We start from the raw sequence: 21,283 nt of genomic DNA on the forward strand, positions 1-21,283 counted from the left end.
TGTATCAGAGATTATGGTGTATCGGTTGAAGATTTTTTCGACTGATTTTTGAAATGCCATCGTAGTGAATGGAATAAAAATAAAATCGGGATATAAGCGTATACAATATATAAGCCAGCCTGAGACAGCACGGTATTTAATACATTGATACTTTCTCGGTTTGTGAAAAATAAAGATGAAATAAATATGACTGCGATAAACAATGGCAGTGTAATTTTAAACGGTATGTGAAACGATCTTTTAGTAATGCAACAAGAAGACCAAATTGTTAAACAAAGATTAGGTAAAATAATCAGATACCATAGGAAAATAATAATGTACTCAAACCTTTGGATAAAAGGAACTTTAATAATTTTTAGCATTGTTAATGTTGGCCAAATGGTATGGTGGAGTTGTCCTTGGCTATAGTACATAAGAGAAACGATGGCTAGTATTACGTATAGAATCGTTGTAAAAGCAATACCACCATGTGCCCATTTATTTAACGATTTTCCTTTTCTAATAAATGGATAAAAAATAAGGATTGCTTCAAATCCAAGAAACTCTAATGCAGAAGCTTTAGATGCGGTTAGAATGCCTAAAGGTGAATGAGTAAGAATTGGAAAAATATTGCGAACATGTGCATATTTCATCGGGAAAACTAAGAAAAGTAGGACGAAAATCGGTATTATGACGCCCCAAAAACATATTCCTGTTACAGAACGAAAGCCGCCTCTAATTATGTAATAAGCTACAAGTAGAAATAGTAAAGTTAATTTCCACGGTTTAATTGTAGGAAAGACCCAAACTTGAATAACTTCAATATACGTACGAAGAACAGTTAGGCAAAATAATAGAAGGTATGCGGCAAAGCATACGGAAAAAAATGTTCCAATCCACTTTCCGAAACATGTCGTATGAATATTCATTAAATCATTATCTTTTTCTAACATTTTAAGCATACAAAATAACACGATATGAGTTGCAATGCCAGCAATGATAAGAGAAATCCAAGCATCATAACCGGCAAATTGTGCAATAATCCTTTGGTATCCTAGCACACCTACTCCAATTTGAAGAGAGTGTAATAGAAGGAATGTGAAATAAGGGGAAACAGTATGTGTTTTATCTTGTCTAGCCATGATAGCACCTCACTATTCTCCGATACCAGATTGTACGACATTAATTTTCACATTAACAGCAACGTCTACGTTAGGATACATGTCTTGAATTTGTTTCATGCTCCATTTTCTTGAATGACTACGAATTTCTTCACGTATACCGATTGGATCGATTTTTTTTTCTTGGAACTGTTTTATTAATTCGTTTAAATCCTTCTCAAGCGTTTTTTCTACATGTCTTTTTACGTAAGTTACATTTTCACTCTTTGATAAATCAAGCCAACTAGGAGCATTTTTTATGAGTCCATTTAATTTTAAGTGTATGTTAACTTTCGGAATATCACCGTTTGGTGAAAGAGAACATACACTTTTTCCAGATATGTTTTGAGTAGCAATCAATCCTTTATGTTTACCTTGACGTATCGGAACTTCGTAACGCCCATTTTTAGTTGGATTAATGAGTAATTTAAATAAAAAAGACCTTTTCTTATCTGTATACATAACCACTTTATCCTTTTTTAAAAATGCGAGCCCTTTAATGGAAGCAGATTTGTCTTCTGATACTTGAATGTAAGGAAGAAATGTATCGCATCCAGATGAATAGAAGTTATATAAAAAAATATGTAAAGCTGTCCGCGGGATTGTCTCATTTTTTATGTTTTGTTCCAGTAATTCAGATAGATATAGCGATCCATTTGTTTTGACATGTTTAAGTAATTCTTCTGTTGAACCATCTACAAGGGCTAGCTGCACATCTCGGCCAATGTTAGGGTCACGTTGTAAGTTGTTAATGACATTTCCGATTCCACGTTCACCAAATGATTTTCCAAATAGGACAACACGCATTTGACCTACAGCGATCGTATGTGGCGATTTGGCGTTTAGAAGGGAAGAGATTGTTTCAATGGTACCAGCAGTAGTGGATTGAGTTTCTGGTTTTGATTGCACTTCTTTTGTGTAATCTGGATAGAGAATCGTCCCACGAAATTTATTATCATTCGTTGTATCGAATCCACTTACATGAATCATTCGTTGTGTGTCTACTATATTCGTTTCTGTACAACCAGATTGAAAAATTAAAATGATAATGAAAAAGCATAATAAAATATTTTTCATTTTTCCTCACCGTCGTGTTTTTCTTTCGCTTTGTTTGGATCATAGCGCCATTTCTTTTTTGGTCTTAGAAAAGAAGCACGTCCTGCAGTTTGACTAAATGGAAGACGAAGGAGTCCTTCAGCTGTACCTAACCCGCGAAATGGATATAAAGGTAATAAATAAGGTGATCCAAGTGATTTTAGGCGAATTAAATGAGCTAATATGAATACAAATCCGACGATAAGACCAACCCCTCCAAATGCTCCCGCTAAAATGATGAGAGGGAATCTTAATATCCGGATAGTAGAAGACATTTTTACTGTTGGTGTTGTAAAAGAAGCGAGTGCAGACAATGCAACAGCAATTAATAAGATAGTACTTGTTAAAGCGGCCTCAACAGATGCCTGGCCAATGACAATCCCCCCAACAATACCAATCGTTTGGCCGACTTTAGTCGGTAAACGCGCTCCAGCTTCGCGTAGTAATTCAATTGTAATTTCTAAAAAGAGTGCTTCTAACATAGGTGGGAACGGTACGTTAGCTCTAGAATAAATAATAGGACCAAGTAAATCAGCTGGAATCATTTGATAGTGATACGTTAATACAGCTGTATAAATAGCTGAAGAGAACAGAGAGAATGCAGCTCCAAAAAAACGAACCAGTCTAAGAAATGATCCTGCTATCCATGGTAAATAATAATCTTCTGGAGAGACGAAAAAATCGAGCAATGTCGCTGGCCCGGCTAATGCATATGGTGAACCGTCTGTTAAAATGACAACCCCTCCATTAAGTAACGCATAAACGGAGCGATCTAAACGCTCTGTAGGTAGTAAAACAGGGAAGGGGGAGTTGCTATTATCGCTAATAAACTGTTCAACCATAGTTGCATCAAAAGGGTAATCAAAATCAATATCTTGTAGACGTTGCATTGCGGTGTTAATATGCTGTTCATTTGTAATTCCTTCGATATAAGCAACTACGATTTTTGTTTTGGACATAGAACCAACGCTAACCTCTTTGAAAATTAATTGTTCGGTCACAATATTTCGGCGCAATAAATGTATATTTATATCAACGTTTTCAACAAAACCGACTTTAGGGCCGATAACACTATATTCATTTTCTGTATCATTTACTAAACGAGTTCCTAAAACTGTACTTTCAGCGCGTAGGAGTGCATAAGCTGCTTGTTCGGAACCTTTTTTTAGCTGTAATAACACATACCCACTTAATAATTTTTCACGAATATCATCAATGGAAGGAGAGATAATAATCTCTTCAATAGATACAATATTTACAATGTCTTCAATGGTGTGAATCCTGTCCAATCCAATTTTTATAGGTGCTAAAATGAATCGCTTAATAACAAGGGATTCTACTGTGGATTTATAATAAAACAAACATAACGCCCCATCTTCTACAATGTTATAAGATGCAAAATCACTCGATTCTTTCATAGTGTGAATAAATTCCGGAATAGAACAGACTGTTTGTTTTTTCTTTTTAGATGATAAACGAAACATTTTCTCACCCCTGACATACATCATTTACTTGTGTTAGTTTTTGGGAAAGACGGGAATTTATACTTCAAAGTTGAAAGTTCATAAAGAAAAGGAAGAGTATTGAAAACCTCTTCCTTTTTGGCATGTTAATTTGTTTTCTTTTCCTTAATAGACTTCACTAATTTAATCATTTCTGCTCGTATATCTTCTTTTTTTACATTTAATTTTTCTGCAATTTGTTTAATATCCATTCCATCTTTTTTCATTTTCAGTACATCATCGAGAGGGGTATTACTTTTTTGAGAGATGATTGTTAATACCGTGAGCTGACGTAATCCGATATTATAATCTTTCATTTTTTGTTTTAGTCCGTCTGGTGTAGATTTTTGCATATTTGCTAATTCTTGCATTAGTGCTTTTTTTGTTTCTTTATTCATATGATGCTTTTTCAACATACTTGGATCTACACCGAAATGCTCGGCTGTTGTCTCCCAAGATTTATTTTGTTTATAGTAAGCTAAAACATCTTTCATTTCTTTTTTACTCATTTTTGCAATGTGGGCAGCTTTCCAAATTTCATGTTTGTTATAGCCGAGTTTTTCGAGCGACTGCATTTCTTCTTCTGAAATTGGTTTATGATGATGGAATGTTACTTCTTTTAGCGTGGCAGCGGAAGCAGGGAAGGTAGGTATCCCGCATAATAATGCTGCCATAGTCATACTTACTACGATTTTTTTGTACATGTAAATTCCTCCTAGATAGATAATGTGGAAAACTGTACACATATCATTTCCATAAAATGTGAAAAACTTGTGAACAAGCTAAGTTTTTTTATTCACAGTATAAAATGACGTTTTTGGAAGTTTTCCAACATAAAACATTGATTAATAGTAAAAAACTAGGGTATAATCGAAATTGAAAATCAATATCAATAATAAAAATAAACTTATACATATAGATAAAAATAAGGGAGAGAAAAATATGACTACATATACTTCCATCGCGAATGTAATTAAAGAAAGACGTTCTGTTCGTACATTTACAGATAAAGCAGTAGATAAAGAGTTATTAATTGAATTATTAAACGACGCAACGTGGGCACCGAATCATAAACACCGTGAACCATGGAATTGTAAATTATACATTGGAGAAGGCCGCCAGAAATTAGTAGATGCAGTATTAAACTCTTTCACAGAAGAAGAAAGAGCGAAACGCGGTAAAATTTTATCTGATCGCTTCTTAAGCACGCCTGCACAAATTGTTGTTTATATTAATGAAGATCCACGTCAAATTCAACGCGACGAAGATTACGCTGCAACATGTGCATTTATGCAAAACTTCCAACTGCTTGCTTGGGAACGTGGGTTAGGTTGTGTTTGGAAATCAGGCGGATTAAACTACAATCCATTATTTATAGAAGGACTTGGTTTAACAAGAGGTCAACGCATCGTTGGAATTCTTCACATTGGCTATTTCGATAAAGCACCAGAAGGAAAAGCTCGTACACCGATTACGGAGAAGATGGAGATTATTGAAGGTTAATAGATGAGACATTCTCGTTTTTATGAGGATGTCTTTTTATTATGCAATCAATCCTCATGAAAGCTTGTTTCCAATCATACACTTTCTTAAGGGAAAGTGTAAGGAGGGAAAATAATGAGAGCAAGTGACGATAAAGCACTGCAATATGCGATTGCGGAAATTACGGAAATTGCGACTGGATTTGGGCTTGATTTTTATCCGATGCGTTATGAAATATGTCCAGCAGAAATTATTTATACATTTGGTGCATATGGGATGCCGACGAGGTTTTCACATTGGAGTTTTGGAAAACAATTTTTCAGAATGAAATTACAATACGATTTAGGTCTTAGTAAAATATACGAACTCGTTATTAACTCTGATCCATGTTATGCCTTTTTATTAGATACGAACTCGTTAATTCAAAATAAATTAATTGTAGCGCACGTTTTAGCACACTGTGACTTCTTTAAAAATAATATTCGTTTTTCAAATACGAAGCGAGATATGGTAGAAAGTATGTCTGCAACAGCTGAACGTGTGAAAGCATATGAGCATAAGTATGGAAAGGCAGAAGTAGAGACATTTTTGGATGCCGTACTTGCTATTCAAGAGCATATTGATCCATCGCTTATGCGTCCGAAACTTGCGTGGAGTATTGAAGATTTAGAAGAGGATATAGAAAAGAAAAGGATATCACAGTACGATGATTTATGGAATTTAGATGATCGAAACAAAAAGAGAGAACGACCTAATATGCATAAAAAGAAGAAAATTCCGCCGCAACCAGAGAAAGATTTACTACTCTTTATTGAAGAATATAGCCGTGAGCTAGAAGATTGGCAGCGCGATATATTAACGATGATGCGCGAGGAAATGTTATATTTCTGGCCGCAGCTTGAAACGAAGATCATGAACGAAGGTTGGGCTTCGTATTGGCATCAACGCATACTCCGTGAAATGGACTTAACATCTTCTGAAGCGATTGAATTCGCAAAGCTTAATGCAGGTGTAGTTCAACCATCAAAAACAAGCATTAACCCATACTACCTCGGTATTAAAATGTTCGAAGATATTGAAGAACGCTACAATAACCCGACAGAAGAAATGAAGCGACGCGGTGTAAAACCAGGGTCTGGTCGTGATAAAATCTTTGAAGTACGCGAAATTGAATGGGACGTATCGTTCTTAAGAAACTACTTAAATAAAGACCTCGTAATGAGAGAAGATATGTACTTATTCCAGCGCCAAGGAAAAGAATATAAAGTAATAGATAAAGAGTGGGAACATGTACGTGACCAGCTCGTAAATATGCGTACAAATGGTGGCTTCCCGTACTTAGTAGTAGAAGACGGAGACTACTTAAAGAACGGAGAATTATACATTAAACATAGTTACGAAGGAATCGAGCTTGATTTAAAATACTTAGAAAAGGTATTACCATATCTTCATCAGCTGTGGGGAAGAACGGTGCATATGGAGTCCATTGTGGAGAGTAAGGGCGTTGTGTTTTCTTATGATGGGAAGATGGTGCATCGGAAGTATGTGTGATGAAAAGAACGGACATAGAATTTCTTGTCCGTTCTTTTTTATTTGGAACAAAGTCAAATATGCTATTCTTGAAAAAAGGGAGTTATATAGAGAAATGGAGCGATTCAAATGAGCAAAATAGGGGTTTGTAAGGTTGATATTACACCGCCTGTAGGTATTGATTTTGTCGGATACCATAGAGAGACAGGAATAAATAATATTGAAGAGCATATTTATGGGACGATTTTTGTATTTGAAAAAGATGAAGTGAAAACGGTGTTTATAAGTATTGATAATATTGGGATGTTAGTAGAAGATACGAATATGATTCGTGAGCGAGTAGCGAGTAGGCTTCATGTGCCATTTGAGCGAATTACAGTTGTTTATACACATACACACTCTGGTCCGGAAACTGTTGGTGAGCAACCTTTAGTAAAGTCGTATAAAACGATTTTAGTAAATAATGTAGTGCAAGGTGCTGTTACTGCGAATAACAATTTGAAGTTGTGCGAAGTTGGATGGGGTGTTACGACAGGTGATATCGGTGTCAACCGAAGAGAGAGAACATCTGATGGAAGAGCGAAGATGGGAACAAATATAGAGGGTGTTGTAGATAAACGAATTGGGATGTTAGCGATAAGGGATGCTGAAACGAGGGATTTATCTGGGATTGTAGTATTTTGTACGGCGCATCCGAATGTTTTAAAAGGTGATAGCGATGCATTATCAGCGGATTATCCAGGGATGACGAGAGAGATTCTTGAGAAGATCGTAAACTGTCCTGTTATTATTGTGCAAGGTGCTGCTGGAAATGTGAATGCGAAGTATCGTGGTTCTAAGGAAGCATTAACAAAAATGGCTTACATGCTTAGTGGACATGTATTAACGATGTTACCAACAGTTACATATAGCCCAATTGTAAATGTAAGAACAGTTTCGAGTACGATGCAAATGAAGTTGAAAGATATTCCTGAAATGGATGAGATACGAAGCATGGCTCAATTGGCGGAGAAGCAGTGGGGTGTGAATACGGATGAATGGCTTACTATCGTTTTAGAGAAATATAAGCAAGGTATTCGGCAGTTACGTATTGATTTAGAAGTTCAACTGTTCCAAATTAATGATGGTATGTTCTCTGGTATACCGATGGAACCTTTTTCAGAAACAGCTTTAGAAGTGAAAGAGCGTCTTCAAAATGAAATAGCTTTTTTAGGTGGATATACGAATGGATATATTGGTTATTTACCGACAAAAGAAGAGTTTGCATATGGTGGGTATGAAGTGGAGTTAAACCCTATTGTGTATGGAACGGTTACGAATTTATTGATGCCACCAGAGGAGAATACGGCAGAATTAGTCGTGCAGAGAGCTATGGAATTATATAATGCGTAAAATATAGACTCTTGCTGCACATTTGATATGAAATTTAAAAGAAGCAATAATTATTAATAAAACTGTAGAAAACGAATCCATTTTGAAAGGGACTGATCAAAATGGATTCGTTTTTATGTGGAGTTTTTGCTTACCAAACAGGTCGTATATTTGATGATAATTTCTCTGTATTTTCTTTAGTAACGAATGTTGTTAAATCTTCCTTGAGCATTTGCATTCGTTCAGTACCTATGTTTTCAATCCATCGTTGCTCTATTTCAGCTACTATTTCTTCTTTCGCTTTCATTACAGCTAAACCACGTTCGGTTAAAATAATGATTTTACCTCTTTTATCAGTAGGATGCTTTTTACGCATGACATAACCACTGTTTTCAAGAGAATCGATCATTTTGCTTACAGCTTGTTTAGAAACTCCTAAATACTCAGCTAGTTCTATACCTGTTGCTCCATTAGGAAGGATTCGTTTGAACATAAAACCGTGTGCTGGCCTAATATCTTCAAATCCTAATTCACTTAATCTGTCATGTAGTTCAGTAATTAATGTGCTGAACGATAATGATAAAAGTGAAGTGAGATCTAATTCGTTAAATGTTTGATGATCCATGTGTATAACCTCCGCACTTGTAGTCAATTAAGTTGACTATTGGTAAGGTCTATTGTACTATACATAATATAGTCAATCAAATTGACTATATTATGTTGGTAGAACAAATAATAATTTATATAAATAGAATCAACGGAGGTTTCACATGGTTAATATCGTAAAAATTAGAGGGAGTGTATTTGCACCGTATGCGTTGCTGAAGCCTATTAAGGATGCTGCAACAGGAAGAGTTTTTGAATACGCTGGAGATGCACGTGAATTTACACCATTCGCTGTAAATACAAAGCGTTCAAGATTAGAACAAGAAGTGATTGTTGATTTTTATAAAAGAGAAATTTTCACATATGTAGATGCTTGCATCGTTACTGTGAAAATTACAAATTCAGATGGTTCAATTGAATATCAAAAAGGAGAAACAAGTACAGAAAATATTGTATGTACTAATATCGTATGGGGCGAGGATGAAGTTTCATTTGAAATGAGAGCAAGTGCAAGTAATCCGTTAAATGCAGCGGCACCCGCAGCAGATTATTTTTTGGTTATAAGAGTTAATACAAGTGGCATTGTGCATATTGAAGGTTTACATGATGGTTTCCCTTGCTATGAATTTTATAAACAAATAGACTTTCGTTCATTTGAAAAAATATATACACATGATTTCAGAGAAACGAATGATACCCCAGCAGCACTAGCTGGAGAAATGGAATATAGCTTTAAAACGAAAATCTAGATATAAATATAGCGTCATTTTTAAGAAGGAAGTAGCCAACGTAAAAGAGAAAGATTTTAATTATGTGGCTGAAATGGTGTTTTTTTATTAAATAATGCAGTATATAAAACTAGAATTATAGAGGTGTTTCTTATGACTAATATCGTAAAAATTAGAGCCAGCGTATTTATTCCAATGTCTTGGACAGAACCGAGAAAGGATATGGAAACAGGAAAAGTAATTCAATTTGAAGGTGATTCGCGTGAATTTACACCACATGCGGTAAATACGATGCGCTCTAGAGTTGAGCAAGAGGTAGTAGTGGATTTTTATAAAGAAGAAGTGTTTTCATATGCGAACACGGGTATTACGACAGAGAAGGTTACGAATCCAGATGGTTCTGTGAATAAAAGAACAGGAAAAGCGAGTACTGAAAATATTGTGTGCACGAATATCGTATGGAATCCTGATGGTGTGCAATTTAAAATGAGTGCGAGTGCAAGTAATCCATTAAATATATATGCACCTCCTGTAGATTATGTATTACATGTATGTGTGAAAAAGGATGGTAGTATTGATATTCAAGGAGAGCATGATGGATTCCCTTGTTTTGAATTTTATAAGCAAGTAGATTTCGATTCATTTGAAAAAATATATACACATGATTTTAGAGAAACCGGTGATACAGCTGCAGCACTAGGTGGAGAAATGGATTATAGTTTTACAAGGAGTTTATAAGAAGTAAGATAATAATGCAGTGTAGTTGAGAAATGCAAAAGTCAATAAAATCAGTGGCTTTTGCATTTTTACTATACGTTAGAAAGGTTCAAAAAACAAAACGTTTTACAATATACCCTTGAGGGTATATGATATTATACAAAGTTACAAAGTAATGTATAATATAGTTATAAATACGGAGGTGGTCTACAGTGGAATATAATCAAGATATGAAAAATAGATTAAAACGTATTGAAGGTCAAGTTCGTGGTGTACTTCGTATGATGGAAGAAGGAAAAGATTGCCGAGAGGTTATTACACAATTAACGGCATCTCGTTCTGCACTTGATCGTACAATTGGACTTGTTGTTGGAACGAATTTAGAGCAATGTTTACGTGAGCAGTTTGAAAAAGGTAATGGTTCAAATGAAGAGTTAATTAAAGAAGCTGTTCAATTACTTGTAAAAAGCCGATAATCTGTCAAACATAAGTGTTGACAGATTTTCAAAAACATTTTAATATACCCATACAGGTATATGTATATTAATTATGGAGGAATCGACTATGAGTATAAAAGTGGATATGAGTCTAGATTGTAAAGGTTTGGCTTGTCCGATGCCGATTGTGAAGACGAAGAAGGCAATGGAAGGTTTGGCATCAGGGCAAGTGATTGAAGTTCAGGCAACAGATAAAGGGTCTACTGTAGATATACAAAGTTGGGCGAGTAAAGTAGGTCATCAATATATCGGGACGAAACACGAAGGTGATTTATTGATGCATTACGTTAGGAAAGCACACGAGCATGAAGTGAATGAAGTAGTGAAATATCCTCATACAATTACGAATGCGGAATTGCAAGAGATATTATTAAGCGGTGAAGAGTGTATTGTAGTAGATGTTCGCGAAGCAGCGGAATTCGCCTTTGGTCATATTACAGCGGCTATTTCAGTTCCATTAGGTGAACTAGACAGTGCAGCATTAGATCAGACGAAGCAAATATATGTTATTTGCCGAACTGGTAACCGTAGTGATGTAGCTTGCCAAATGTTGAAAGATAAAGGGTATTCAAATGTGAAAAATGTCATTCCAGGTATGTTAGAGTGGCAAGGGAATGTGGAAAAATAAAATTTTTTAAATAAAAATATACCTATGGGGGTAATTGGGTGAACATTAAACCGCTACAAGCAAAAGATGTTGCAGAGAAAGTTTTATTCGGAGAGTTGTTTATTTTAGATGTTCGTAATGAGACGGATTATGAAGATTGGAAAATTGAAGGGAGACAAATTTCTTCTATAAATAAACCGTATTTTGATTTGTTAGATGGTGTAGAGCATATTGTAAGTGAATTACCTAAAGATAAAGATGTTTTAGTAGTATGTGCAAAAGAAGGGTCTTCTATATTTGTGGCAGAGCAATTAACAGAGGCCGGATTAGAAAATATTTATTATTTAGCTGGCGGTATGAAAGCTTGGAGTGAATATGTGAAGCCGTTACAAGTAGGAGATGTACAGGGCGGAGGAAGTATATATCAATTTAACCGTCTTGGAAAAGGTTGTTTATCTTATATGGTCGTTTCAAACGGTGAGGCAGCAGTTATTGATGCGGTAAGAACAGTTGAAGCATATGAAGAGTTTGCGAAAGAGCATGGCGTTACGATTACGAATGTAATGGATACACATTTACATGCAGACCATATTTCTGGAGGCCGTAAGTTAGCTGACAGAGTAGGTGGCACGTATTGGTTACCGCCAAAAGATGCGGAGGAAGTTGTTTTCTCATATAAACCGCTCGTTGAAGGATCTGTTATTACGGTGGGGGGTACTAAAATTGAAATTGACGCATTATACTCACCGGGGCATACGATTGGAAGTACATCATTTATTGTAGATGATTCCTATTTATTATCAGGCGATATTTTATTTGTAGATTCAATCGGGCGTCCAGATCTTGCTGGAAAGGCTGAAGATTGGGTGAGTGATTTACGAGAAACTTTATATGATCGATATAAAGTACTATCTCAACAATTAATCGTGTTACCAGCTCATTATTCAAAAGTAAGTGAAATGGATGAGAATGGTGTTGTGAGCGCAAAGTTAAAAGATTTATTTACGTATAATGCAGGACTAAATATTGAGAGTGAGGGAGAGTTTCGTAAAGTTGTAACGGAGAATTTACCACCTCAGCCGAATGCTTACGAAGAAATTCGTCAAACGAATATGGGGAAGATTCATCCGAGTGTAGATAAAGAGCGTGAAATGGAGATTGGTCCAAATCGTTGTGCAGTTCACGAATAAGAAATAAATAAAAAATGGAGGAATAGATGATGAATGTAAAACAAGTATTAGATGCGAAAGGTTTAGCATGTCCGATGCCGATTGTAAGAACGAAGAAAGCGATGGATACTTTACAAACTGGAGAAGTGTTAGAAGTACATGTAACGGATAAAGGGTCAATTAAGGATATTCCGGCGTGGGCAAATAAAGGTGGTCATGACATCGTAAAGCATGTAGAAGAAGCTGATGTGCTAAAGTTTTGGATTAAGAAGGCGTAGCATGTTTATAAATGTAGAGAGGTTGGTTATATGAATACAATATTAAGTACGCTCTTTATTGTACTGGCTGCAGGATTTGTTATTTCACGTTTTTTACCGGTAAAAGGTGTTCAAAATATAAGTGGGAAAGAATTAAAGAGTATAGCAGGAAAAAAGGGAAAACAATTTATCGATGTTCGCACAGTAGGTGAATATAGAGGAAATCATATGAAAGGATTTCAAAATATCCCGCTAAATGAGCTAGCGAGTAAGGCAAATCAGTTAGATAAAAATAAAGAAGTAATCGTTATTTGTCAGAGCGGTATGAGAAGTAAGCAGGCTGCAAAAGTATTAAAAAAATTAGGGTTTCAGCACGTTATCAATGTTTCAGGTGGTATGAACGCTTTGTAAGAAAGGAATATCAAAATGAAAGAAATAACAGCGAAAGAAGTAGAGGAAAGATTATTACGAAATGAAGAGTTACATGTAATCGATGTTCGTGAAGTAGAAGAAGTGGCGGAAGGGAAAATTAAGGGAGTGCTTCCTATTAGGTTAGGACTACTAGAGTTTCGAATGCATGAGTTGGATAAGCATAAAGAATATATTATCGTTTGTCGCTCTGGCGGAAGAAGTGGAAGAGCAGTTCAGTTTTTAGAGAGCTACGGTTTTCAAGCAATCAATATGGTAGGTGGTATGTTAGCGTGGGAAGGGAAAGTCGTATAGTACAGAGATAAATGATTTGAGCCTTTTTATAAATAATAAAATACCCCTATAGGTAATTGGAGGGAGCACAACATGGAGCAACAGAAGAAAACAACAATTGTTTTATTTAGCGGAGATTATGATAAGGCGATGGCTGCTTATATTATTGCAAATGGTGCAGCGGCGTATGATCAAGAGGTAACTATTTTTCATACTTTTTGGGGATTAAATGCTTTAAGGAAAGATGAGCATGTGAAGGTGAAGAAAACTTTCATAGAAAAAGTATTTGGAAAAATGATGCCGCGTGGTGCAGACAAGATGGGATTATCGAAAATGAATTTTGCTGGTATGGGACAAAAGATGATTAAAGGTATTATGAAAAAACATAATGCTATGCCTTTACCAGATTTAATCGATTTGGCGAAAGAACAGGGGATTAAACTTGTAGCTTGTCAAATGACAGTAGATTTATTAGGGTTAAAAGAGGAAGAGATTATGGAAGGGGTAGAGTTTGCAGGAGTAGGAGCTTATTTAGCAGATGCTTCGGATGGGAATGTAAACTTATTCATTTAATTCACCTTCTTTTTAGAAGGGAGGGGATGTAAGATGAGCTTAGTCGTATTACTTTTTATAATTGGGTTTATAGGATCGTTTATATCAGGAATGGTTGGAATTGGCGGTGCGATTATTAATTATCCAATGATCCTATACATTCCGGTATTGCTAGGATTTACTAGTTATACGTCACATGAAGTAAGTGGTATTACAGCGGTTCAAGTATTCTTTGCAACTTTTGCAGGGGCATGGGCCTATCGGAAAAGTAATGATATGGATAAAACGCTAGTTGTGTATATGGGAGCTAGTATATTAATAGGAAGTTTCATAGGGAGTTTTGGTGCTAACGTATTAGCGGAACATACGGTCAATGTTGTTTATGCAGCGTTAGCAACAATAGCTGCTATTATGATGTTCGTACCGAAACGAAATAATAGTGGTGAAGTGACATATAATAAATGGTTAGCAAGCTTGTTAGCGTTTATTGTAGGAGGCGCATCAGGCATTATAGGTGCTGGAGGTTCTTTCTTATTAGTTCCTATTATGCTAGTTATTTTAAAATTGCCGATACGTACAACAATAGCAACATCTATCGCTATTACGTTTATTTCCTCAATAGGGATTACGACTGGAAAAGTGATAACTGGGCAAGTAGTTGTAATTCCAGCTCTTATTATTGCGATTGCAAGTATCTTTGCTGCGCCGCTTGGAGCACGAGTTGGGAAGAGGATCAATCAAAAAGCATTGCAATATATGTTATCGATTTTGATTGTAGGCACTGCTGTTAAGATGTGGATTGATATGTTATCGAAATAAAAGGATGGCGCTGCTTGCAGCCCATCCTTTTATTTATGCCCAAATAACTTTCATTAAGTTTTTATATTCGTCATTTGCTAATTTATATAGCATTCTCGTATGTTCAAAGACAAGTGCTGGATTGAAATTTGGTTCTGAGAATGCAAGTGATGCTGAAATATCAATTGCATTTTGCTTATTTAACGTGAATTTTGCAAATCGGTAAGATGTGTTTAATTCATTGATGACATGCAAAATATCATTTGTTGATGTTGCATCAGGTACGTGAGCAACATTGAAGCAGTATATATCCACAGTAGGATGTTCGTTTTGGAAAGCAGCGATTAGTTGGATTTTTGCGCCAGCTTCTGTCTCTAACCCTACTGAAAAATGAACAGAACCATCATTTTCATCTATATTTTCTTCCATGTATATATCGTTTGATTTTAAGTAGTCTTTAAAATCTGAGATGTTATGTTTTACTGCAGCTTTCATATGTATGAGCCCCCTGATAATTGGAATAGATTGCTACTATTTATTATAATTTAAAAATATTAAAAAAGATAGTTAGAAAGTTCTGATTTTTAATTATAGAGAAATAAAAAGAAGCAGTACTCTACCTCCATAGAGAACTGCTTCTTTTTTATTCATTGTCGTTAGACGATGTTTCTGTTTCTTCACTGCTATTTTTATTCTTATTTTTAGATTCGTTGTTACTTGATTCGCGTTCACTTGAATTTTCCGACTTAGATTCTTTTGTTTTCTCTGTGCTTGTTTTCTTTGAATCAGAGTCTGTTTTTGTATATGCAGGTAATCCAAGGTGAGTACGAAGTTCGTTTGTAACAGTTGCTAATTCTTTTTTATCTGGATTGTAGTAATACGTTCGGCCGCCACCAGCAGATTTGCTACATGTATCGTCACCTTTTTCCATATAGCAGTCTTCACCTTGAATTTGTAATTTCTCAATTTCCGAGTCCGATCCGTACTTGTAGAATGAAAGCATATCATCGAATGTTAAGTTAGTAACGAATTGTCCGTTAATATCATCAATGATGTTACCAACTTTTGTTACAGATCCAACGCTTGTTAGTTTCTTTAAAATGGCTTCAATAACGAGTTGTTGACGTTGTCCACGCATTGCATCACTATCGATGTGGCGCGTTCTAGCAAGAGCAAGAGCTTCTTCACTATTTAGCTTTTGAACACCTTTTTTCAGATGAATTGCATCAGCATTATCATTGCTATCTTGTTCAGTAAATTCAACTGGTACATCGACTTCAATCCCGCCTAAATCATCGACAATTTTCATAAATGATTTGAAGTTAAACTTTACAAAGTAATCGACAGGAACATTCATTAATTTTTCAACTGCATCAATACTTGCTTGTGGTCCACCATCTTTTCCGTTTTTAGTAGAACCGTATGCATGAGCGTGTGTAATTTTATCTTTTTTCTTTTCCACTGGAATATAAGTATATGTATCTCGTGGAATGCTTAATAGTTTTACAGTTTTGCTATCTTTATTAAACGTGGCAAGTAATAGTGCATCCGTTCTTATAGCTTCACCATATTCTTTCCCGCGGACATCGCTTTCATCAACACCCATGACTAAGACAGAGACATTATTTGCGATAGGTTTTACAGCTTTATCACGTAAATCAGATTTATCACCGCGTGCTAAATCGTGTGCGGCATTTCGAACAGCAGAAGATGCTTTATTTACTAAAAACCAAGTATAACCGCCACCTATTATTAAAAAGAATAGAATAACGCTTATAATAATTTTTGTTTTTTTCTTACCTTTTTTCGGTTTACTGCGTGTATTTTCTTGCAAAGATGGGTTTTGCTCCATTTCTTGTACTCCTTCATTTGGATTGAAATACGACACTCATATCCACTTATTATAATGAAATTTGACGAAAAAAACATTACAAATCATTTACATTTCGTAAAAATTCAATATATTTATAAAAAGTCAGATTTTCTATATTTTATTTTTAAGATGTAGAATAAGTATAAGTTGTTTTAGTAGAAATGAAAATATGTATTGTGAGAAAGTAATAGAGAAGTAAGATTTGTTGAAATATAGCCAAGAAGAAATGAGTAGGTTTACTTATTTCTTCTATATAATAAAGAAGAAATTTACGGATAAAGGAGAGAGCATAATGAATCATACATCATTCCGAGCAATCGTTGTGAACGAAACAGAAAGTAAGCAGTTTGTAAGAAACGTTGTAGAGAGAGAAGTAAGTAGTTTACCTGAGGGAGACGTATTAATACAGGTTCATTATTCTTCATTAAATTATAAAGATGCTCTTTCAGCCACGGGTAATAAAGGTGTTACGAGAACATATCCTCATACGCCAGGGATTGATGCAGCAGGAGTGGTTGTGAGTAGTGCAGATGAAACCATTAAGGTAGGAGACCAAGTTATTGTAACGGGATATGATTTAGGTATGAATACTTCTGGTGGTTTCGGAGAGTATATTCGCGTGCCAGCATCTTGGATCATCCCTTTACCAGAGGGAATGTCATTAAAGGAAAGTATGATGTACGGGACAGCAGGTTTTACAGCTGCTTTATCAGTATATAAGCTTATTGGAGCAGGCATAACGCCTAGTATGGGAGATGTTTTAGTAACGGGTGCAACAGGCGGCGTAGGGAGTGTAGCGGTTAGTATTTTAAGTAAGCTAGGATTTAACGTAGTAGGAGCGACAGGGAAAATGGAAGAAGAAGAGATGCTACTACGTCTAGGAGCGAAACAAGTGATTCATCGTACGGAGTTGAATGATGAATCAGGAAGACCAATGTTAAAAGAGATATACGCCGGGGTTATCGATACTGTAGGTGGACATATGCTAGAAACCGCTTTAAAAACGGTAAAGTATGGTGGTTGTGTAACGACGTGCGGTAATGTGGCAGGACAAGAATTGCAAACAACGGTATATCCGTTTATTTTGCGAGGCATAAGCCTTTTAGGAATCGATTCTGTGCAATGCCCAGTGGATGTGAGAAGAGATGTGTGGACGCTTTTAGCAAGTGAATGGGAAAATAAAGAGCTACTATCTTATACAGAAGAATGTACATTAGAAGAGTTAGATGAAAAGTTTATACTTATATTGCAAGGAAAGTTAAAAGGAAGAACTGTTGTAAATATGAAATAAGAAAAGAGACGCTTAAGTTAGCGTCTCTTTTCTATTATAATGATTGTTTTAAATTGATTTTACCTTGTTCACCTAAAACACCATCAGCAATATTTACAGCGTGATCACCGATACGCTCTAAGTTACTTACCATATCAACGAAGATGATACTTGCATCACCTGAACAGCTACGTTCGTTTAGACGTAATACGTGACGTTTACGAAGAACACGTTCCATTTGGTCGATTTTACGTTCTTTTGCAATAACCGTTTGTGCTAGTTCAGTATCGAAGTTTGTTAAAGCTTCAACTGCGTCTTGTAATGTTGAAATTGTTAATTCAAGCATTTCATTTAGTTCAGCTAGTGCTTCGTCTGATAGGGAAACACGGTTTGAAATTTGGAAATCTACAAGTTCTACTAGGTTTTCTACATGATCACCAACACGTTCAATATCTCCAACAACACCTGCTAAAACGGAATGTTTTTCAGAGTCTGAAGGTGAAAGCGGCTTTTCCGATAGTAAAACTAAATACTCGGTAATTTTTTTATCTAAATTGTTAATAGCTCCTTCTAATTGAGTAGCCATGTTTTCATGCTTTTTGTCTTGTGTATTTAAATATTGATTCGCTTCTTTTAAGCCGTGTAATGAAAATTCAGCCATACGTACAACCTCTTTTTGAGCTTCAGTTAAAGCAATAGCTGGAGATTGCTCAATAAAGATTGGATTTAAATGTTGCGGTTTGAAGTTAATAGATGAATCTTCACCACGAATGATTTTTGTTACGATCCATGCTAATACTGCAATAAATGGGAACTGAATGATTGTATTTGTTACGTTAAATGTTCCATGTGCAAATGCAATTGTCATTTCTGGATTTAAGTTTAATGACGTTTGGAAATATTGGATTAAACTTGTAAATGGTACTAATAAAATTGTAAAGATAATGGTACCGATAATATTAAAGATAACGTGAACTAATGCTGCACGTCTTGCGGCAATTGAAGTACCGATTGCTGCTAATACTGCTGTAATTGTTGTACCGATGTTATCACCGAACAATACAGGAAGAGAAGCTTGTAAATCAATAGCACCTTGACCGAATAGTTCTTGTAAAATACCGATTGTTGCGCTTGAGCTTTGTACAATTAAAGTGAACACTGTACCGACAATAATTCCTAAAATTGGATTGTCACTCATGCTAACCATTAACTCTTGGAATGACTCTAAAGAGCGAAGAGGTTTCATACCTGCGCTCATTAATTCTAAACCGAAGAATAACATACCAAAACCGAATACAACTTGACCTAGAGAATGTACTTTTTTATTTTTAAAGAAGAATAGTAAAATCGCTCCAATTGCCATAACTGGGAGCGCATATTCTCCGATTTTAATTCCGATAATAAATGCAGTAACTGTCGTTCCGATGTTCGCACCCATAATAACACCGATTGCTTGTCTTAATGTCATAAATCCGGCACTTACAAGTCCGACTGTTAAAGCGGTTGTTCCTGAACTTGATTGGATTAATACAGTAACTAACATACCTGCTAGTACACCCATAAGTGGGTTTGTTGTAAAGCGATCTAAAATATCGCGAAGACGATCACCAGCTGCTTGTTGCAGTCCATCGCCCATGTATTTAATCCCGAATAAGAAAATACCTAATCCACCAATGAACTGGAAGATCATATCTTGAACATTATATTCCACGCACTCCACTCCTTAAATTTCATGTACGCTGTAATTATTAACTAAACCTTGAGGCACTGTAAACGGTTTGCTAGTAAAATTTACACTAACTTTACAAAGGGACAAAAAGTTTACAATTCTTTAAAGAAACAGCTGTATTTTATTGGTTTTCATCTTGTATAAATCTTAATTTTGTAAATAAATCACACTTTTTAGAATAGTATTGTTCAGGTGGATATGAAGGAAAGCGTCTGCGAGTTCATCGTATATTTTTTGATGAAAGTTAAAAAAATATGTAGGAAAATGCATGTGGTTTTATAACAGCAAAAATACGATAAAAAAAGCCACTGAAATTATCCAGCAGCTTTTTCTCTGTTTTTATCTCCATGCTTTTGCTTTCTTATACTTGTAATGTAAATGAACAGGAAAGCAATAAGTAATAGAGAGGAATAACGATATACAGTTGCGTAGTTTGTAAAATGTGCAATGAACCCAAAAATAATCGCGCCAGCACCAATTCCAAGGTCAAATGCGGAGAAGAATGTAGCTGTTGCAACTCCTCGTCGGTGCGGTGCTACTCGGTCAATCATCCATGCTTGTAGTGCAGGTTGAATCGCTCCAAAACCACTTCCGTAGCATGCTGCTGCAATAATTAAACTCGGAATTGTAGTTGTATACGACAGTAAAATAATACCTGTAAACGTAATGATAACTCCTGGAATAATAACAAATGCATGACCTTTCGCATCGTATAACTTTCCAGAAAACGGACGAGTGACAGCGATTGCAAGTGCATTAAATAAGAAGAAGAGGCTTATATCAGCAATTCCGACTTCCGTAGCAAATAATGTAATAAAGCTTCCGATTCCGCCGTACATTAATGTAATACATAATATTAATAATGAAGGAAGTAAAGCTTTGCGCTCAATAAATCCATCGAGAAAAGTACCAGATGTTTGCTGTGGTGGTTGCGGCGATTTTTTGATTTGAAGTAGTTTCGTTAATATTAATGAAACAATTGTACATGAAAGTGCACATAAAAAAAGAATCGTGAAGTTATATGTTTGCATGAGCCAAAGTCCGATAAGTGGACCGAGCGCCATTGCAATCGTTCCAGAAAGACCGAAATATCCCATGCCTTCTCCGCGGCGAGCTTGTGGAATTAAATCTGAAACGACAGTTCCATATGTAGTCGTTGTAATACCAAAACCAGCCCCGTGTAAAATTCGAACGGCAAGCAATAGGAAGACGGTTGAAGCGAAAAGGTAACTGCCCATAGCGAGTAAACAAATAGCAGTACCGATCATTAAAATGATTTTTTTATTAAATTTTTGCAAGGCATTTCCAGTTAGCGGTCTAACAAAAAGTGCCGCCACGGTAAACATGCCGACAACAAATCCGATATTGGAACTTGTGCCGCCAATTTCTTTCACATAAACAGGTAAAGTAGGAATTAACATTTGAAACCCTAAAAACATACATAAGTTTGCAAAAATTAAAGCGACAAACTCTTTCGTCCATAACGATTCTCGTTTTACGAGTATTGCTTCTCCCATATATTCATCCCCTATATAAAATTTTCTCTTTTCTTTCGAGTATATGTATTGGTCAATGTAACAGTCAAGGAAGGTGCCTTGAAAACGTATAACAATTTTCGAGGTGGAAAAACTGACAAATTTGTGTAAAAGCTACACAACT

Annotated in this window: 23 protein-coding genes; 14 read left to right on the forward strand and 9 right to left on the reverse strand. The window is 35.7% G+C overall.

The genetic code is table 11. The features are described from left to right. Positions 1-11 precede the first annotated feature (11 nt). From JDS82_RS17635 to JDS82_RS17650, 4 genes are all read right to left on the reverse strand, one after another. Positions 12-1,121: a GerAB/ArcD/ProY family transporter gene (locus JDS82_RS17635; RefSeq protein WP_199713644.1), complete on the reverse strand. Its 1,110-nt coding sequence runs from the start codon at positions 1,119-1,121 to the stop codon at positions 12-14. Between the two features lie 12 nt (positions 1,122-1,133). Beyond that, complete coding sequence (gerYC, locus tag JDS82_RS17640) at positions 1,134-2,216, reverse strand: spore germination protein GerYC (RefSeq protein WP_199713645.1); 1,083 nt, start codon at positions 2,214-2,216, stop codon at positions 1,134-1,136. Further along, positions 2,213-3,718 (reverse strand): spore germination protein, encoded by a 1,506-nt coding sequence (locus JDS82_RS17645; RefSeq protein ID WP_048562497.1) that lies wholly within the window; start codon positions 3,716-3,718, stop codon positions 2,213-2,215. The genes gerYC and JDS82_RS17645 overlap by 4 nt, the downstream gene beginning before the upstream one ends. 125 nt (positions 3,719-3,843) lie before the next feature. Further along, positions 3,844-4,440, reverse strand: coding sequence for a hypothetical protein (locus tag JDS82_RS17650; protein WP_199713646.1), 597 nt, complete (start codon positions 4,438-4,440; stop codon positions 3,844-3,846). 238 nt (positions 4,441-4,678) lie between these two features. Here JDS82_RS17650 and JDS82_RS17655 point away from each other — a divergent pair, with 238 nt between their 5' ends. The 3 genes from JDS82_RS17655 to JDS82_RS17665 all read left to right on the forward strand — a co-directional run bounded on the left by JDS82_RS17655 (position 4,679) and on the right by JDS82_RS17665 (position 8,140). After that, entirely contained in the window at positions 4,679-5,239 is a 561-nt protein-coding gene (locus tag JDS82_RS17655) for a nitroreductase family protein (protein ID WP_061672593.1), read from the forward strand. 114 nt (positions 5,240-5,353) lie between these two features. Beyond that, positions 5,354-6,769 (forward strand): stage V sporulation protein SpoVR, encoded by a 1,416-nt coding sequence (spoVR, locus tag JDS82_RS17660; RefSeq protein ID WP_048567159.1) that lies wholly within the window; start codon positions 5,354-5,356, stop codon positions 6,767-6,769. A 108-nt stretch (positions 6,770-6,877) separates the two neighbouring features. Continuing rightward, positions 6,878-8,140, forward strand: coding sequence for a neutral/alkaline non-lysosomal ceramidase N-terminal domain-containing protein (locus tag JDS82_RS17665; RefSeq protein WP_199713647.1), 1,263 nt, complete (start codon positions 6,878-6,880; stop codon positions 8,138-8,140). 130 nt (positions 8,141-8,270) lie between these two features. Here JDS82_RS17665 and JDS82_RS17670 read toward each other — a convergent pair whose 3' ends face one another. Continuing rightward, positions 8,271-8,744, reverse strand: coding sequence for a MarR family winged helix-turn-helix transcriptional regulator (locus tag JDS82_RS17670; RefSeq protein ID WP_048562493.1), 474 nt, complete (start codon positions 8,742-8,744; stop codon positions 8,271-8,273). 145 nt (positions 8,745-8,889) lie between these two features. Here JDS82_RS17670 and JDS82_RS17675 point away from each other — a divergent pair, with 145 nt between their 5' ends. From JDS82_RS17675 to JDS82_RS17720, 10 genes are all read left to right on the forward strand, one after another. Continuing rightward, the gene (locus JDS82_RS17675; RefSeq protein WP_000247255.1) at positions 8,890-9,474 is read left to right on the forward strand and encodes a DUF3238 domain-containing protein; all 585 of its coding nucleotides are present in this window, start codon (positions 8,890-8,892) and stop codon (positions 9,472-9,474) included. Positions 9,475-9,606: 132 nt separating this feature from the next. Continuing rightward, positions 9,607-10,191, forward strand: coding sequence for a DUF3238 domain-containing protein (locus JDS82_RS17680; protein WP_048562492.1), 585 nt, complete (start codon positions 9,607-9,609; stop codon positions 10,189-10,191). Between the two features lie 191 nt (positions 10,192-10,382). Next, entirely contained in the window at positions 10,383-10,646 is a 264-nt protein-coding gene (locus JDS82_RS17685) for a metal-sensitive transcriptional regulator (protein WP_000456204.1), read from the forward strand. A 73-nt stretch (positions 10,647-10,719) separates the two neighbouring features. After that, complete coding sequence (locus JDS82_RS17690) at positions 10,720-11,295, forward strand: sulfurtransferase TusA family protein (protein ID WP_097815084.1); 576 nt, start codon at positions 10,720-10,722, stop codon at positions 11,293-11,295. 38 nt (positions 11,296-11,333) lie between these two features. Next, positions 11,334-12,464 (forward strand): MBL fold metallo-hydrolase, encoded by a 1,131-nt coding sequence (locus JDS82_RS17695; protein WP_199713648.1) that lies wholly within the window; start codon positions 11,334-11,336, stop codon positions 12,462-12,464. Between the two features lie 26 nt (positions 12,465-12,490). Continuing rightward, the gene (locus tag JDS82_RS17700; RefSeq protein WP_002108774.1) at positions 12,491-12,721 is read left to right on the forward strand and encodes a sulfurtransferase TusA family protein; all 231 of its coding nucleotides are present in this window, start codon (positions 12,491-12,493) and stop codon (positions 12,719-12,721) included. Positions 12,722-12,751: 30 nt separating this feature from the next. Continuing rightward, the gene (locus JDS82_RS17705) at positions 12,752-13,111 is read left to right on the forward strand and encodes a rhodanese-like domain-containing protein (RefSeq protein WP_001092309.1); all 360 of its coding nucleotides are present in this window, start codon (positions 12,752-12,754) and stop codon (positions 13,109-13,111) included. 15 nt (positions 13,112-13,126) lie between these two features. Then, positions 13,127-13,423 (forward strand): rhodanese-like domain-containing protein, encoded by a 297-nt coding sequence (locus JDS82_RS17710; protein WP_098058502.1) that lies wholly within the window; start codon positions 13,127-13,129, stop codon positions 13,421-13,423. Between the two features lie 72 nt (positions 13,424-13,495). Beyond that, positions 13,496-13,975 (forward strand): DsrE/DsrF/DrsH-like family protein, encoded by a 480-nt coding sequence (locus JDS82_RS17715; protein WP_000437733.1) that lies wholly within the window; start codon positions 13,496-13,498, stop codon positions 13,973-13,975. 33 nt (positions 13,976-14,008) lie between these two features. After that, positions 14,009-14,773, forward strand: coding sequence for a sulfite exporter TauE/SafE family protein (locus JDS82_RS17720; protein WP_000060746.1), 765 nt, complete (start codon positions 14,009-14,011; stop codon positions 14,771-14,773). Between the two features lie 33 nt (positions 14,774-14,806). On the opposite strand, the gene JDS82_RS17725 is transcribed toward JDS82_RS17720, so the two are convergent. Next, a complete protein-coding gene (locus JDS82_RS17725; RefSeq protein WP_000642361.1) occupies positions 14,807-15,247 on the reverse strand; it encodes a hypothetical protein in 441 nt (146 codons plus the stop codon). 148 nt (positions 15,248-15,395) lie between these two features. Further along, the gene (locus tag JDS82_RS17730; protein WP_002108773.1) at positions 15,396-16,604 is read right to left on the reverse strand and encodes an LCP family protein; all 1,209 of its coding nucleotides are present in this window, start codon (positions 16,602-16,604) and stop codon (positions 15,396-15,398) included. A gap of 313 nt (positions 16,605-16,917) precedes the next feature. Between JDS82_RS17730 and JDS82_RS17735 the strand changes: the two genes are divergently transcribed. After that, positions 16,918-17,916, forward strand: coding sequence for a YhdH/YhfP family quinone oxidoreductase (locus JDS82_RS17735; RefSeq protein ID WP_199713649.1), 999 nt, complete (start codon positions 16,918-16,920; stop codon positions 17,914-17,916). A 34-nt stretch (positions 17,917-17,950) separates the two neighbouring features. On the opposite strand, the gene JDS82_RS17740 is transcribed toward JDS82_RS17735, so the two are convergent. Then, the gene (locus JDS82_RS17740; protein ID WP_199713650.1) at positions 17,951-19,606 is read right to left on the reverse strand and encodes a Na/Pi symporter; all 1,656 of its coding nucleotides are present in this window, start codon (positions 19,604-19,606) and stop codon (positions 17,951-17,953) included. Positions 19,607-19,938: 332 nt separating this feature from the next. Next, a complete protein-coding gene (locus tag JDS82_RS17745) occupies positions 19,939-21,141 on the reverse strand; it encodes an MFS transporter (RefSeq protein ID WP_048562484.1) in 1,203 nt (400 codons plus the stop codon). Positions 21,142-21,283 lie beyond the last annotated feature (142 nt).

The organism is Bacillus cereus group sp. N14, from assembly GCF_016483555.1.
Classification (GTDB): domain Bacteria; phylum Bacillota; class Bacilli; order Bacillales; family Bacillaceae_G; genus Bacillus_A; species Bacillus_A wiedmannii.

Excerpts from the sequence above, each read along its gene's own strand:
- JDS82_RS17665 (WP_199713647.1), top strand. The coding sequence starts at position 6,878 with ATGAGCAAAATAGGGGTTTGTAAGGTTGATATTACACCGCCTGTAGGT.
- JDS82_RS17700 (WP_002108774.1), top strand. The coding sequence starts at position 12,491 with ATGATGAATGTAAAACAAGTATTAGATGCGAAAGGTTTAGCATGTCCG.
- JDS82_RS17745 (WP_048562484.1), bottom strand. The coding sequence starts at position 21,141 with ATGGGAGAAGCAATACTCGTAAAACGAGAATCGTTATGGACGAAAGAG.
- gerYC (WP_199713645.1), bottom strand. The coding sequence starts at position 2,216 with ATGAAAAATATTTTATTATGCTTTTTCATTATCATTTTAATTTTTCAA.
- JDS82_RS17735 (WP_199713649.1), top strand. The coding sequence starts at position 16,918 with ATGAATCATACATCATTCCGAGCAATCGTTGTGAACGAAACAGAAAGT.
- JDS82_RS17680 (WP_048562492.1), top strand. The coding sequence starts at position 9,607 with ATGACTAATATCGTAAAAATTAGAGCCAGCGTATTTATTCCAATGTCT.
- JDS82_RS17690 (WP_097815084.1), top strand. The coding sequence starts at position 10,720 with ATGGAGGAATCGACTATGAGTATAAAAGTGGATATGAGTCTAGATTGT.
- JDS82_RS17730 (WP_002108773.1), bottom strand. The coding sequence starts at position 16,604 with ATGGAGCAAAACCCATCTTTGCAAGAAAATACACGCAGTAAACCGAAA.
- JDS82_RS17635 (WP_199713644.1), bottom strand. The coding sequence starts at position 1,121 with ATGGCTAGACAAGATAAAACACATACTGTTTCCCCTTATTTCACATTC.
- JDS82_RS17650 (WP_199713646.1), bottom strand. The coding sequence starts at position 4,440 with ATGTACAAAAAAATCGTAGTAAGTATGACTATGGCAGCATTATTATGC.
- spoVR (WP_048567159.1), top strand. The coding sequence starts at position 5,354 with ATGAGAGCAAGTGACGATAAAGCACTGCAATATGCGATTGCGGAAATT.
- JDS82_RS17645 (WP_048562497.1), bottom strand. The coding sequence starts at position 3,718 with ATGTTTCGTTTATCATCTAAAAAGAAAAAACAAACAGTCTGTTCTATT.
- JDS82_RS17720 (WP_000060746.1), top strand. The coding sequence starts at position 14,009 with ATGAGCTTAGTCGTATTACTTTTTATAATTGGGTTTATAGGATCGTTT.
- JDS82_RS17675 (WP_000247255.1), top strand. The coding sequence starts at position 8,890 with ATGGTTAATATCGTAAAAATTAGAGGGAGTGTATTTGCACCGTATGCG.
- JDS82_RS17715 (WP_000437733.1), top strand. The coding sequence starts at position 13,496 with ATGGAGCAACAGAAGAAAACAACAATTGTTTTATTTAGCGGAGATTAT.
- JDS82_RS17705 (WP_001092309.1), top strand. The coding sequence starts at position 12,752 with ATGAATACAATATTAAGTACGCTCTTTATTGTACTGGCTGCAGGATTT.
- JDS82_RS17655 (WP_061672593.1), top strand. The coding sequence starts at position 4,679 with ATGACTACATATACTTCCATCGCGAATGTAATTAAAGAAAGACGTTCT.
- JDS82_RS17725 (WP_000642361.1), bottom strand. The coding sequence starts at position 15,247 with ATGAAAGCTGCAGTAAAACATAACATCTCAGATTTTAAAGACTACTTA.
- JDS82_RS17710 (WP_098058502.1), top strand. The coding sequence starts at position 13,127 with ATGAAAGAAATAACAGCGAAAGAAGTAGAGGAAAGATTATTACGAAAT.
- JDS82_RS17670 (WP_048562493.1), bottom strand. The coding sequence starts at position 8,744 with ATGGATCATCAAACATTTAACGAATTAGATCTCACTTCACTTTTATCA.